The 14853-nt window shown below is 50.5% G+C and carries 6 protein-coding genes; 1 reads left to right on the forward strand and 5 read right to left on the reverse strand.

Annotated elements, in window-relative coordinates:
- Positions 1 to 164: 164 nt before the first annotated feature.
- The 3 genes from DW817_RS06925 to DW817_RS06935 all read right to left on the reverse strand — a co-directional run bounded on the left by DW817_RS06925 (position 165) and on the right by DW817_RS06935 (position 5546).
- Complete coding sequence (locus DW817_RS06925; protein ID WP_009014956.1) at positions 165 to 1709, reverse strand: AbgT family transporter; 1545 nt, start codon at positions 1707 to 1709, stop codon at positions 165 to 167.
- A gap of 613 nt (positions 1710 to 2322) precedes the next feature.
- Positions 2323 to 3870 carry an AbgT family transporter gene (locus DW817_RS06930; protein ID WP_014129053.1) on the reverse strand — a complete coding sequence of 516 codons (1548 nt, stop codon included), beginning with the start codon at positions 3868 to 3870 and terminating at the stop codon, positions 2323 to 2325.
- A 131-nt stretch (positions 3871 to 4001) separates the two neighbouring features.
- Positions 4002 to 5546, reverse strand: a complete 1545-nt coding sequence (locus tag DW817_RS06935) for an AbgT family transporter (protein WP_016459991.1) — start codon at positions 5544 to 5546, stop codon at positions 4002 to 4004.
- A gap of 186 nt (positions 5547 to 5732) precedes the next feature.
- On the opposite strand from DW817_RS06935, the gene DW817_RS06940 reads away from it, so the two are divergent.
- A complete protein-coding gene (locus DW817_RS06940; protein ID WP_009014959.1) occupies positions 5733 to 6380 on the forward strand; it encodes an NERD domain-containing protein in 648 nt (215 codons plus the stop codon).
- 442 nt (positions 6381 to 6822) lie between these two features.
- On the opposite strand, the gene rpoC is transcribed toward DW817_RS06940, so the two are convergent.
- Positions 6823 to 10833: a DNA-directed RNA polymerase subunit beta' gene (gene rpoC, locus DW817_RS06945; RefSeq protein ID WP_016459990.1), complete on the reverse strand. Its 4011-nt coding sequence runs from the start codon at positions 10831 to 10833 to the stop codon at positions 6823 to 6825.
- A 16-nt stretch (positions 10834 to 10849) separates the two neighbouring features.
- Entirely contained in the window at positions 10850 to 14581 is a 3732-nt protein-coding gene (gene rpoB / locus DW817_RS06950; RefSeq protein WP_120111779.1) for a DNA-directed RNA polymerase subunit beta, read from the reverse strand.
- Positions 14582 to 14853: the final 272 nt, after the last annotated feature.

Consider the following 14853-nt stretch of genomic DNA (forward strand, 5'->3'; position numbering starts at 1 on the left):
CGCGGTCACAAGCGTTATTATATCGAAGAGTGGCATTTTTGTCAACGGATTTTATAAAAAAATATGGGAAAAGGAAGAAAGATTCCTTCCTCCCCCACTTTTTCCAGGCAACAGGAAAAGAGCGCCGAAGCCAAAGCTCCAGCGCTCAGAAATAAACCGAACTCTTACAGGATGCCAGAAGGCAGCTGCATCGTAACGCCAGGTCCAATGGGAAGACCCAAAGTCATCCAAATAATCAGGAAAATAATCCACGCAATCTGCAGGCAGACAGCAATCGGAATGAGGTTCGATACAAGGGTCCCAATGGCCGCTTTGGGCATATATTTTTCCTGGGCTACGGAAAGAATCATCCACAAATAAGGGTTCATGGGGGTAAAGCAGTTTGTTGGTGAATCGCCCAGTCGATAAAGCAATTGAGTGAATCCAGGGTGATATCCCAAAAGCATGAACATAGGAACGAAAATCGGTGCGAAAATGGCCCACTTGGCAGAGCCGGAAGACATGAAGATATTAACGAGACTTGTGATGATGATGAAGACTACACACATGGGAAGCCCCGTAAAACCTACCGTTTCAAGGAAATCAGCCCCTGAAATGGCAAGCAGGGTTCCCAGATGGGTCCAACTGAAGAGGGCTTGGAATTGACCGCAGAAGAAGCAGAAAACGACGAACGCACCCATCCCGCTCATTTGGTGGACCATCGCTTTGTTGACATCCTTGATGCAGGTAAAAGATTTTGTTGTCACGCCGTAGGTAATACCGGCCAAACTGAACATGATAAAGAGAAGGGGAATGAGGCCCTTAAGAAGCGGAGACCCTACAAAAGTATGTCCGTCCTTAGACAGGATGCCCGAGAAAAAGCCAACAGCCAAGATGGCAATATAAAGGACAATGACCAGACCCGCACGGTTAAGTCCTTTGATTTCAAGTTCCGAAACACCGCCCAGTTCCTCATCAGCACCGGGGCCTTCGTATTTGCCAAAGCGCGGCTCTACGATTTTGATGGAAACAAGGGCAATCATGAAGGCACAGAGGAAAGTAGAGACAAACATGAAGTACCAGTTGCACGTCACGTCTACAGCAAAAACTCCCGCTTTGCCAAAGAAACCATCAATGGCTTGGTTCGTAAGGCCTTGGAGCAGGGAATCGGTCCCCGCAATCATGAGGTTAGCGCCAAAACCTGCTTCCGCACCAGCAAAACCGACCATCATCCCAACAACAGGGTGCTTCTTGACACCGATATAGGCAACAGCCGCAAGGGGCGGAATGACAACCATGGCCGTATCAGATGCAATGTTTCCGCAGACGCCAAGAAAGGCAACAATAAAGGGGACGAGAGAGGGCGGTACGTTCTTCATGCTTCGGCGCAGCAGCGCGGAAAGCATGCCTGATTCTTCGCAAAAACCAATGGCAAGGGTCATGGTGATAACAAGGCCCAAGGGGGCAAATCCAGTGAAGTTCTTCACCATCGTCGTGAGAAGCCATTGGATGCCTTCTTTAGTAAAGAAGTTCTGGGATGCCACCAGTTTGTGAGAGGCCGGGTTTTCCAGTGCAAATCCGGCCTGGGTGCAAAGAGCCCCAACAATCGCCGTAATCACAAATAAAATGCCAAATAAGATGGCAGGAGGTGGCAATTTATTGCACACCCGTTCGACCGTATCCAGAAAACGATCGAGGAGACTTGCTTTTTCTTGCAGCTTCTTTTCCATGTCTTTTGAGTTCCTCCTTTGATGGATCCGCAGGCAATGGCTTCATCGGCGGAGGATCCGTAAGGGCCAGGGCGAAATTTCCTTGGATTGACAAGAATCCATAAGGTAAGGGTTCAGGGAAATAACGCGATGGCGATTCCAAGATCACAGGGCGAATCAGTCGGTTGAAGAAAGACAGCACCTTTCATATTGTCTGCGCATTGCAAAAAATAAGTGCATGATGCTGAAATGATGGGTCATTTCGTTTTTTGATTCTGTATCTATTATAACAGATTTTCATTTTTGTATATCATATTTTCCTTATTTTTCTATTAATTTGTCTATTTCAAAGAGACATAATAGGAATTCTTCTCAAAAATTATTCGTCTTTTCTAACCTTCTTTTTATATCCATTTAGCCATGATTAACTATATGATAGTTTCATTTTATATGCTTTGCCAAATTCTTTTATCGATAATTGTAACCACTGTAAATTATGAACCCCCTTTTTTCTTTCTTTATTCCCTTTTCACGGGCCTTTTCATTACCGCTGAAAAAGGCTTAAAAAAAACACTGCCCTGCAAAATGTTCGCAAGGCAGTACACACGATAATCCATCTAGGACTGTTTTTCCCTTACAAGACTCCTGGCGGCAGCGTCGCACCGACACCAGGACCGATGGGGATTCCCAGGAGGGTCCAGGCGATGAGGAAAATGATCCAAATGACCTGGAGGGCAAGGCCCAGGGGGACGAGGCTCGAGACGAGGGTTCCGATGGCGATATCGGGCATGTATTTTTCCTGGGCTACGGCAAGGACCATCCACAGGTAGGGCATGACGGGAGTAAAGCAGTTGGTCGGTGAATCACCCAGGCGATAAAGGAGCTGGGCATAAGCGGGATGATACCCGAGCATCATGAACATCGGGACAAAGATCGGCGCGAAGATGGCCCATTTGGCAGAACCACTTGACATAAAAAGGTTGATGAGCGCCGTGATGAGAATAAAGGCCACGCTGAGGGGAAGTCCAGTAAAGCCAATTTCCCGGAGCAGCTCCGCCCCTTTGATAGAAAGGAGGGTTCCCATATGGGTCCAGTTAAAAAGGGCCTGGAACTGGCCGCAGAAAAAGCAGAAAACAACGTAGGAACCCATGGCACTCATTTGTTTGACCATGGCTTTGTTGATATCCTTTAGATTCATGAATTTTCCTGTGGTGAGACCGTAAGCAATGCCTGCCGCACTGAGGACAAAAAAGAGGATAGGAATGAGCCCTTTGAGGAGCAGGGAGCCCACAAGGGTATGTCCATCTTTGGAAAGGATGCCCGTAAAAAAACCTGCCACGACGATGAGGATGAAGACAAGGACGACAAGTCCCGCGTTTTTTATGCCGCGCTTTTCCGCAGGCCCGATTTCAGCGACGGTCTCCTCTTCCACGGGCCCTTCATAGGTCCCAAAACGGGGTTCTACAATTTTTTGGGAGAGCCACCCAATCACGAGGGCGACAAGGAAGGTGGAGGCAACCATAAAGTACCAGTTGCAGGTGACATCAACGGCAAAGTCCTGATTTCCCAAAAAGCCTTTGATGGCTTCGTTTGTCAAGCCCTGCAGCAGAGAATCCGTACCAGCGACCATGAGATTTGCCGTAAAACCAGCGTTCGCACCGGCGTAGCCCACGATCATCCCGGCCACAGGATGCTTTTTGACGCCAAGATAAACAAGGGCACCCAAGGGCGGGATAACGACGGCCGCGGTATCAGAAGCAATGTTCCCCAAGGTCCCGACAAAGGCGATGAGGTAAGGCACGAGAGCGGGCGGCACGCGGCGCATGGATCGATTCAAAAGGGAAACCAAGAGACCTGATTCCTCACAAAATCCGATGGCCATGGTCATAGTAATGACAAGGCCCAAAGGCGCAAAGCCCGTAAAGTTCTTCACCATATTTGTGAGGAGCCACTGGATACCGGCCTTACTGAAAAAGTTCTGGGCCGTGACGATATGGTGGGTGGCGGGGTTTTCAAGATGTACCCCCATTTCCGTAAAGAGGGCGCCCAACAGGGCGGTCAGGACAAAGAGCAGACAAAAAAGAATAGCTGGAGGCGGCAGCCTGTTGCAGACCCGTTCGACAAGGTTCATGAAAGCGGCAAGGGTACCTTTTTGCTGGGGTACTTTCTGTATTTTCATCATAATCAACTTCTTCCTTAGATAGTAAAATATCCGGCAAGGCACGAAGCCCCGCCGGATGTTCAAAAAGCGCAGCGCTTTTTCAAACTAGAGAGCGTACGGGTTACCTTTCCCTAAAAGGAAAGTCGTTTTAGTCAGAGAATGCCCGGGGGCAGCTGCATGCCGACGCCCGGTCCAATGGGAAGGCCCAAGGTTTCCCAAACGATGAGGAAAACAATCCAGGCAATCTGAAGGACGATGGCAATAGGAATCATGTTGGAAATGAGGGTCCCAATGGCAATGTCAGGCATGTATTTTTCCTGGGCCACAGAAAGGATCATCCAAATGTAGGGAGACATCGGGGTAAAGCAGTTCCCCGGAGAGTCGCCCAAGCGATAGATGAGCTGGGTAAATCCAGGATGGTAGCCAAGGAGCATGAACATCGGAACGAAGATCGGAGCGAGGATGGCCCACTTGGCAGAGCCGCTCGAAACAAAGATGTTGATGAGGGCCGTAATGAGGATAAAGGCGATGCACATGGGAAGGCCCGTAAAGCCGATTCCTCTGAGGAAGTCAGCACCGGAAATCGCCATGAGCGTGCCCAGATGGGTCCAGTTGAAAAGAGCTTGGAACTGGCCGCAGAAAAAGCAGAAAACAACGTAGGCGCCCATGCCGCTCATTTGCTTGACCATGGCTTTGTTGACGTCCTTGACAGATTTAAAGCTGCCCGTCGTGATGCCATACGTGATGCCGGCAATACTGAAGAGGAAAAAGAGAATCGGGATGAGACCTTTGAGGAGCAACGATCCGACGAGGGTATGTCCGTCTTTGGAAAGAACGCCTGCAAAGAAACCGATGGCGAGGATGGCAATATAGAGCACAACGGCAAAACCGGCACGATGAAGTCCTTTTACTTCAAGGGGGGTCACTTCCTGGATGGTCTCGTCTTCATCTTTGCTGTGATAGACGGGGAACCGAGGTTCCACGATCCTAGTTGAAACAAGGCCAATCACAAGGGAGCACAGGAAGGTAGAAGCAATCATGAAGTACCAGTTACAGGTGACATCAACAACAAATTTCCCAGGTGTACCGAGAAACGCATCAATGGCTTGGTTCGTAAGGCCCTGCAGCAGGGAGTCCGTACCAGCAATCATGAGGTTTGCCGTAAAACCAGCCTGGGCACCGGCATAGCCGACAATCATCCCTACAACCGGGTTTTTCTTGACGCCGATGTAAACGAGGGCAGCAAGAGGCGGAATGACGACCATGGCCGTATCGGAGGCAATGTTGCCGACCGTTCCAAGAAAAGCAATGAGAAACGGTACGATATTAGGCGGTACATTCTTCATACTGCGGCGGAGCATGGCAACAAGCATGCCTGATTCTTCACAGAAGCCAATGGCCATAGTCATGGTGATGACAAGTCCCAAAGGTGCAAAACCGGTGAAGTTCTTGACCATGCTGGTCAAAAGCCACTGGACACCTTCTTTGGTAAAGAGGTTCTGGGAATAGACGACCTTATGGGTCGCCGGATTTTCGAGGCCAAAACCAGAGAAGGTAAAGAACATCCCGACAAAAGCCACGATAAGAAACAGGATACAAAATAGGATGGCAGGCGGTGGCAATTTGTTGCAGACACGTTCAATCGTGTTGAGGAACCGGTCCACCCGGGACAGTTCCTTTTCATTTGTTGCAGCCATAATAGGTCCCCCTTTTAAATAGAATGAGTGCGCTGTATGAAAACCCCAGATGGGGAAATCATCTTTTTTCAGAATTTTAGTACATATCCATTATATCATTGGAAAGGGGCCTCGCCTAGTAAAAACTACGAAAGGCTGATATAATGGAGCATGTAAAAATTTCTCCCTACAAAAAGGAGTCTTGTCATGGAAGACGTTGTCATCAAAATCCTTCCTGATTTCACAATCTGGAAGCTTCATAGTTTCAAAGAAATCCTTATTTTTTTCCTCGTACTTGCTACGGGCCTTGTTGTGTTCCGCTGGAAATGGCTCCAGATGAAAAAAGCCCGCACACCGGAAATGGCCATGAAGCGTGTCAAAAAAGCCATCAGAGAAGGTTCCCATAAAAAAACCTATTTCTTTGTGCCCCCAAAAGGCAGCCTTACAGGCGTCGACCTCATTGCCCTTCTCCCCGGAAAGGCGCTGCTCCTTAGGGTCATCCATAAGGGCTACCGCATCTATGGTCATAATCAGGATTCCACATGGCGTGTGACGGATAATGCGTCAAGCCTCATTGTAAAAAATCCTGTACGGGCCCTTGAGGAATCTGAAGCGGTCTTTAAGGAAACCCTGGCAAAAGAAGGTGCCCACCACGTAAAGGTGGAAACTATCGCCGTCTTTGCTGATAACTACGCCGAGCCATCGTTTTTTACGGAGGAAGACGTCCTCCCCCACTTGGCATCGACGCAGACGCTGAAAAAAGAAGTCCAGAGGATTGTGAAGGAAGAAAAGACACCGGTATCGGAAGGACTCAAGAGTGCCTGTCTGAAACACTATGTACCTGCAGATGAATGATAAAAAATAGAATCACAATGACAAGGGAGCGGGGCTCCCTTTTTTGATGGAAAAGGCTGTTATATTATGAACGTTGAATGCCTCTTTATTTATTTCGTTCATAATCAGCATTGGTCTATTTATACAACACAAGCAGTGTCATTGTCAAGGGATTGGGAGAAATATTAGGGACAATTTGAAAGTATATTGTATGCAATATGTAATCATTATGGAATTGTTTGAAAAAGAAAGGACGAAAAAAGAGAATAAGAACAGGATAAAAAGTGGTCAATGGAAAACTAAACAATGAGTAATGTTCGGATAATGAGAAAAGCCTCAAAGGAACGGATCCAAACCGCCCCCATATAGGAGGCAGCGTCGCTGCCTGTACAGTCTCTTTACTCCACCAAACACAAAAAGCCGCGAAGAAATCTAGGTTTCTTCGCGGCTTTCTATTTACAGCTTATTCATCAGCATTTTCGCTGTCCGTGCTCTCTTGAACTTCATCGGGACGATGAAGCTTGAGCTGGATATTGCGGTATTTAGGCATGCCCGTACCTGCGGGGATCAGCTTACCAATGATGACGTTTTCCTTAAGACCAAGGAGCGGATCGACTTTGCCTTTGATGGCGGCGTCGGTCAGGTTTCTCGTCGTTTCCTGGAAGGAAGCAGCTGACAGGAAGGAATCTGTTGCCAGGGAAGCTTTGGTGATCCCGAGGAGGATCGGATGTCCTTGTGCCGGTTCCTTGCCTTCTGCCATGACTTCATCGTTTTCATCTTCAAATTGTGCGATGTCCACAACGGAGCCCGGCAGCATCTTTGTATCTCCAGCATCGTCGATGCGGTATTTGCGCATCATCTGACGGACCATGACTTCAACGTGTTTATCGTTGATTTCAACGCCCTGGGATTTATAGACACTGAGTACCTGCTGCACGAGGTAGTGACGCGTAGCGGCAGGCCCGCTGATACGCAGGATATCGTGCGGATTGAGGGACCCTTCGGTCAGGCGGTCGCCCACTTCCACATGATCGCCGTCAGCAATATGAAGTTTGGCCCCATATGGAATATGGTAGGAATCTTCCGTGCCATCTTCGCGGGTGATGATGACAAAACGGCCATCTTCCTTTTCCTGGACGCTGACGGTTCCTGCCGATTCGCTGAGGATACCCGGATGTTTCGGTTTCCGTGCTTCAAAGAGCTCTTCGACACGAGGAAGACCCTGGGTAATATCGTCAGCACCGGCAACGCCGCCCGTATGGAACGTACGCATCGTGAGCTGGGTGCCCGGTTCCCCGATGGCCTGGGCGGCAATGGTCCCGACAGCTTCGCCGATTTCGACCTTGCGGGCCGTGGCGAGGTTGCGTCCATAGCACTTGCGGCAGACGCCAAAGTGGGATTTGCAGGTAAGAACGCTGCGGATCTTGACTTTTTCACGGAGGCTGGCGATGACATCAGCCATATCTTCCGTAATGTAGTCATTGATGTGATAAAGGACGTGGCCATCCTTGTCTTCGATTTCTTCGGCAAGGGTTCTGCCCACGAGGCGGTCGCGGAGGGATTCCAGGACCGTGCTCTTGTTCTTGCCGGCCGTAATGGCTTCAACGTAGATACCGTCAACTTCGTTGTTGCGGATACTCAGTTCCTTAACCGTGCCATTATCAAGAATGGTTTCAATGAGCTCTGCCGTGAAATGATCTCCCTTATGGGCAAGGACGGTTCCTTCCCCATCAAGGATATCTTCCGCCACTTCCTTATCGAGGAAGTGATGGGTCATATGTTCACGGAAAGCCGTCTTGACCTTATCTTCGCTGACATTGATGGCAAGGGTCTCGGCGTCTTCGCCATTTTCTTCATCAAGAGGATACAGACGGATTTCCAGGACCTTGGCAGCAAGAAGACGGTCAAAGACGTCTTCCGTAACCACCGTATCGGCTTCGGCAATGATGGAATCATCGTCAGCAAGGACGCTGGAAGCAAGGGTACGGCCCACGGCGTATTCCTTCAGCTTGCGCTGGCTGGAGCCGAGGACGTTCTTGCAGAAACGAGCCCGTTCGCGGACGAGATTCATGGTCGTTACGTCGCAGTCATCTTCACGTACAATGACATCTTGGGCAACATCAACAAGGCGGCGCGTCAGATACCCAGAGTCAGCCGTTCTAAGGGCCGTATCGGCAAGACCTTTACGGGCACCGTGCGTGGAAATAAAGTATTCCAATACGGTCAGCCCTTCACGGAAGTTTGATTTAATCGGACGGTCGATGATACGGCCCGACGGGTCAGCCATCAATCCACGCATACCAGCGAGCTGACGGATCTGCTGTACGTTACCGCGGGCACCGGAATTGGCCATCATGAAGAGCGGGTTGAACTGATCCATGGTGTTCTTCATCAGGGCATCAGCAACATCTTCCGTAGCTTTGTTCCAAATATCAATGACCTTGCGGTAGCGTTCGTCTTCACTCATCAACCCACGGCTGAAGAGGCGTTCGACCTTATCGACTTCTTTTTCAGCAGCAGCAAGGATTTCGCCCTTTTCCTTCGGAATTTCGATATCCGACGCGGCAATGGACAGACCGGACAGACAAGCGTTGTCATAACCGAGTTTCTTGACCGTATCAAGGACGCGGGCCGTGCCGAAGTTCCCGTAAAGCTTATGGGCCTTGGCGACAAGACGGCCCAGTTCCTTCTTATCAATGAGCTTGCCAAGAAGCCAGGTTCCATCTTCCTGCTTGGAATAATAGCGCATTTCAAGCGGCAGTTCGCAGTTGTAGATGATATTGCCCATGCTCGTCGTGACAAGGCTCTCACCCACATCGGACGGTTCAGGATAGATTTCGGAGTTGGGGACACGAACCTTGATCTTGGCCTGGAGGGCGATGTCCTTATTGAAGTATGCCAGTCTTGCTTCGTCAAAACTGATGAAGCGACGGCCTTCTCCTTTGGCCCCTTCGCGGAAAATGGTGAGATAATACGCGCCCAATACCATATCCTGCGTCGGAACGGTGATTGGTTTCCCATCTTTTGGAGCCAGGATATTATTGACACTCATCATGAGCACACGGGCTTCAGCCTGGGCTTCAGCAGACAGCGGCAGGTGAACAGCCATCTGGTCACCGTCGAAGTCGGCGTTGAAAGGCGTGCAGACGAGCGGATGAAGTTTAATGGCGCGGCCTTCGGACAGAATCGGCTCAAAAGCCTGGATGCCCAGACGGTGCAGCGTCGGGGCACGGTTCAGCATGACAGGGTGTTCCTTGATGACTTCTTCCAGGACATCCCAAACGGCATCCGTCGCGCGTTCGACCATTCTCTTTGCGCTCTTGATGTTCGTTGCCGTACCGTTTTCGACAAGGCGTTTCATGATGAACGGTTTGAAGAGTTCAAGGGCCATTTCTTTCGGCAGGCCGCACTGATGCATCTTCATTTCAGGACCAACGACAATAACGCTTCGACCGGAGTAGTCGACACGTTTACCCAAAAGGTTCTGACGGAAACGGCCCTGCTTCCCTTTGAGCATATCAGAAAGGCTCTTTAAGGGGCGCGTGCCAGGGCCCGTTACGGCGCGGCCGCGGCGGCCGTTATCGATAAGGGCATCGACAGCTTCCTGGAGCATCCGTTTTTCGTTCCGGACGATGATGTCCGGAGCCTGCAGTTCCTGAAGGCGTTTCAAACGATTGTTACGGTTGATGACACGGCGATAGAGGTCGTTCAGGTCGCTTGTAGCAAAACGGCCGCCATCGAGCTGAACCATCGGACGCAAATCCGGCGGAATGACCGGAATGACATCCATGATCATCCATTCTGGCTTGTTGCCGCTCTTGAGGAAGGCTTCACAGACATCGAGACGGCGCACGATGTTGCGTTTTTTCTGGAGGCTCGTCTCCGTCTTGAGTGCTGCCCGCAGTTCCTTCGTCAGTTCTTCCACATTGATTTCGTGGAGCAGTTCCTTGATGGCTTCGGCACCAATGCCGACGCGGAAAGTATCCCCGAATTCATCCAGTTTTTCCTGGTATTCGGCTTCTGTGAGGAGCTGCTTTTTTGTCAGGTTCGTATCGCCCGGATCAAGGACGATGTAGCTTGCAAAATAGAGGACCTTTTCAAGGGCGCGCTGACCAATATCAAGGATGGCGCCCATGCGGCAGGGAATCCCCTTGAAATACCAGATGTGGGAGACAGGAGCAGCAAGCTCAATGGAGCCCATGCGGTCACGACGGACTTTTGCCCGCGTGACTTCGACGCCGCACTTGTCGCAGACCACACCTTTATAGCGGATGCGTTTGTACTTACCGCAGTGGCATTCCCAGTCCTTGGTCGGGCCAAAGATGCGTTCGCAGAAAAGGCCGTCCCGTTCTGGTTTCAGCGTTCTATAGTTAATCGTTTCCGGCTTCGTGACTTCGCCGTGGGACCAGGAACGGATCTTTTCCGGGGAAGCCAGGCCGATTCTCATAGAATGAAATTTATTTACGTCCAACAAGAGCACTCACTCCTTCCTACTCTTCATCAGAGCCGTTGTCATCGCCTTGGGAATCATCCATTCCCATGTTGCCGATATCGGCAATGACATCAAAATCGCTGTCTTCCGTCTGGTCTTCATCGGGGCTCACTTCTTCGTCGCTATTGGCGCGGTTTTGGGCTTGTTCCCCGGTGTTGGCAGCCGTGGAGACCTTGCCGGACATATCCATGTCAAGCTCGCGGGCAATATCGCCCATTCCAATATCTTCATCCTCATCATCAAGATCGATTTCCTCATCATCTTCATCGAGGACGCTTACATCAAGACCGATTGCCTGCATTTCCTTGACAAGGACCTTGAAAGATTCAGGGACACCCGGTTCAGGGATATTTTCACCCTTGACGATGGATTCATAAGCCTTTACACGTCCGACAACATCGTCAGACTTCACGGTCAGGATTTCCTGGAGGGTATAGGCAGCGCCATAAGCCTCGAGGGCCCACACTTCCATTTCACCGAAACGCTGTCCACCGAACTGCGCCTTACCACCAAGCGGCTGCTGGGTAACCAGGGAGTACGGACCGGTAGAACGGGCATGGATCTTATCAGCAACCAGATGGTGAAGCTTGAGGTAGTAGATGCAGCCAACGGTAACAGGGTTATCAAACGGTTCCCCGGTACGGCCATCATAAAGGACTGTCTTGCCGCTGGGATCGACGCCAGCCGCTTCGAGGGTACGGGCCATATCATCCTGGCGAGCCGAGTCAAAGACCGGGACCGCGACAGGAACAGCGCCATCCACCGTTTCTGGCATGCCCAGTTCATCGAAATCATAGCCCGCTTTGCGCAGGTCTGCTTCGACGTTGGGGTCATGGTTGTCAATACGCATGCCCAGCGCGGTTGCCGCCCAGCCCAGATGGGCTTCAAGAATCTGCCCAATATTCATACGGCTCGGTACGCCCAAGGGGTTCAGTACGATCTGGACCGGTTCGCCATTAGGCAGGAACGGCATATCTTCGCGCGGCAGGATGCGGGAAACAACACCTTTGTTCCCGTGACGGCCTGCCATCTTATCGCCTTCGCCGATTTTACGTTTTTGAACGATGCTGACACGAACCTGCTTATTGACGCCAGGCGGCAGTTCATCGCCGTTTTCACGGGTAAAGACCTTGACGGAAATAATGATCCCGAATTCCCCATGAGGAACACGGAGGGAGCTGTCACGGACTTCCCGTGCCTTTTCAGCAAAGATGGCACGGATGAGGCGCTCTTCAGCAGAAAGTTCCGTTTCCCCTTTCGGCGTGACTTTACCGACGAGGATATCTCCAGGACGGACTTCAGCACCGACACGAATGATTCCGTCTTCGTCGAGGTCCTTCAGGGCATCTTCAGAAACGTTCGGGATATCGCGGGTAATCTCTTCCGGTCCCAGTTTCGTATCGCGGGCATCGCAGTTATATTCTTCAATATGGATGGAGGTAAAGACATCTTCCTTGACGAGGTCTTCGCTGAGGAGGACGGCGTCTTCGTAGTTGTAGCCTTCCCAAGGCATATAGGCAGCAATGGCGTTGCGGCCAAGGGCAAGCTCGCCGTGATCTGTTGCCGGTCCATCAGCAAGGACCTGACCTTCTTCGACCTTATCGCCCTTAAAGACAATGGGGCGCTGGTTGACACAGGTACTCTGGTTGGAACGTTTGAATTTCAGGACATTGTATTCATCGATGCCTTTTCCATCATCACGAGTGATGAGGATCTTGTCACCACTGACATACTTGACTGTACCAGCGTGCTTAGCCAGGATGCAGACACCGGAGTCAACAGCGATCTTATATTCCATCCCCGTACCAACGACTGGCGCCTTCGGATTGAGCAGAGGTACAGCCTGACGCTGCATGTTCGCACCCATGAGGGCACGGTTGGCGTCGTCGTTTTCAAGGAAAGGAATCAGGGCAGCTGCAATGGACATAACCTGTTTTGGCGAAACGTCCATGAAGTCAACACGTTCCGGCGGAATCGCAAGGACTTCGTTCTTATCGCGGCAGGTGACGTGGGTATTCACAAAATGGTTGTCTTCGGTCAGCGGTTCGTTGGCCTGGGCAACAACATAGTTATCTTCTTCGTCAGCGGTCAGATAGACGATTTCATCGGTAACACGCTTATTGACTTTATCGACCTTGCGATATGGGGTCTCAATGAAACCATACCGGTTGATCACGCCATAGGCAGCCAGGGAACCGATGAGCCCGATGTTCGGACCTTCAGGGGTCTCAATTGGGCACATACGGCCATAATGGGAAGGATGGACGTCACGGACTTCATAGCCGGCACGTTCACGGGAAAGACCGCCAGGTCCCAAGGCGGACAGACGGCGTTTATGCGTCAGTTCGGCAAGCGGGTTGTTTTGGTCCATGAACTGGGACAGCTGGCTGCTGCCGAAAAATTCCTTCACAGCCGCTACGACCGGACGAATGTTGATAAGGGCCTGCGGGGTGATGACGTCAGCATCCTGGATGGTCATGCGTTCACGGATGACGCGTTCCATACGGGACAGTCCAATGCGGAACTGGTTCTGCAGGAGTTCGCCAACGCAGCGGACACGACGGTTGCCCAGATGGTCGATATCATCCTTGCCTTCCATGCCATCAATGACATTCAGGAGATAGCCAAAGGAAGCAATGACATCAGCCGGCGTGATGGTGCGTACGGACGCTTCAATATCCTTCGTTACAATCATGCGTTCTGCATGTTCCTGGAACTTGACATAGACGATGGCATAGCCCTCATCGGCAAAGATACCGCTCTTTTCGATGGTATCGATTTCGGCATCGCCAATCTTCGTCCCTGCAGGAAGGACCACGGCACCTTTCGTGCCATCGGGGTTTTCAGCGCACAGGTCTTCAGCAAGGGTCTTGCCATGAAGACGATGACGCCAGCCCAATTTCTTATTGATTTTGTAACGACCGACATTTGCCAGATCATAGCGGCGATTGTCGGAGAAAAGGTTATAGATGAGCTGTTCAGCGTTTTCAAGGTTAGCAGGTTCACCCGGACGCAGCTTCCGATAGATTTCCAGAAGGGCATCATCTTCATTTTTCGTTGTGTCCTTGGCAAGGGTAGCAACCAGGTAAGGATGCTCACCAAAGACGCTGATGATATCATCATTTGTCGGCAGACCCATGACACGCAGGAGGGCCGTAGCAGACAGTTTGCGCGTCCGGTCCACACGGGCATAAATGATGCTGTTAAGGTCGGACTCATATTCAATCCAGGCCCCGCGGTTCGGGATGACTGTGGTCCCGTAGAGGAACTTACCCATTGGATCCATGTCCTTGGCATAATAGACGCCAGGGCTGCGGACAAGCTGACTGACAATGACACGTTCTGCCCCATTGATGACGAAGGTCCCCGTATCGGTCATAAGGGGGAAATCGCCCATAAAGACAGTCGATTCCTTGATTTCGCCCGTATCTTTATAAAGCAGACGGACGTCTACGTTCAAAGGAGCCGCATAGGTTGCATCTTTTTCCTTGCAAGTTTCGATATCATACTTCGGATCGCCGATGGTAAAATTCTCGAAACTCAGTTCCAGGCTGTTTGTAGCATCCTTGATAGGCGATACGTCCTGGAACGCGTCATGAAGTCCTTCCCTGATGAACCACTCATAGGATTTTCTCTGCAAGTCAATCAGATGCGGCATCTTCAGGACTTCTTTGATTCTGGCATAGCTGTACCTTTTACGGTTGCCATTATGAACCGGCTTGAACAACATATGGGTTCTCACTCCTTTACATCCTGCAGGTTTTTTAACACAAAAAAACAAGGCCCACAATCAAAATGAATCTTTGATTAGCCTTGTAAAAACCAAGTTCCCTCAGTCAGCATTTCGTGCTCCTCTCAACCAAACGATCGGAACGCGATGTCCAACCACTGAGCACTCGCGAAACCTTATAATCCTGCTAGTAAATAAAATTTCATGGATTGATATTGTACCATGTATTTTAGGTTATTGCAAGGAGTTTTAAAGAAAAATATTTTTGTGAA

The organism is Acidaminococcus sp. AM33-14BH (assembly GCF_003603525.1).
GTDB classification, from domain to species: domain Bacteria; phylum Bacillota; class Negativicutes; order Acidaminococcales; family Acidaminococcaceae; genus Acidaminococcus; species Acidaminococcus intestini.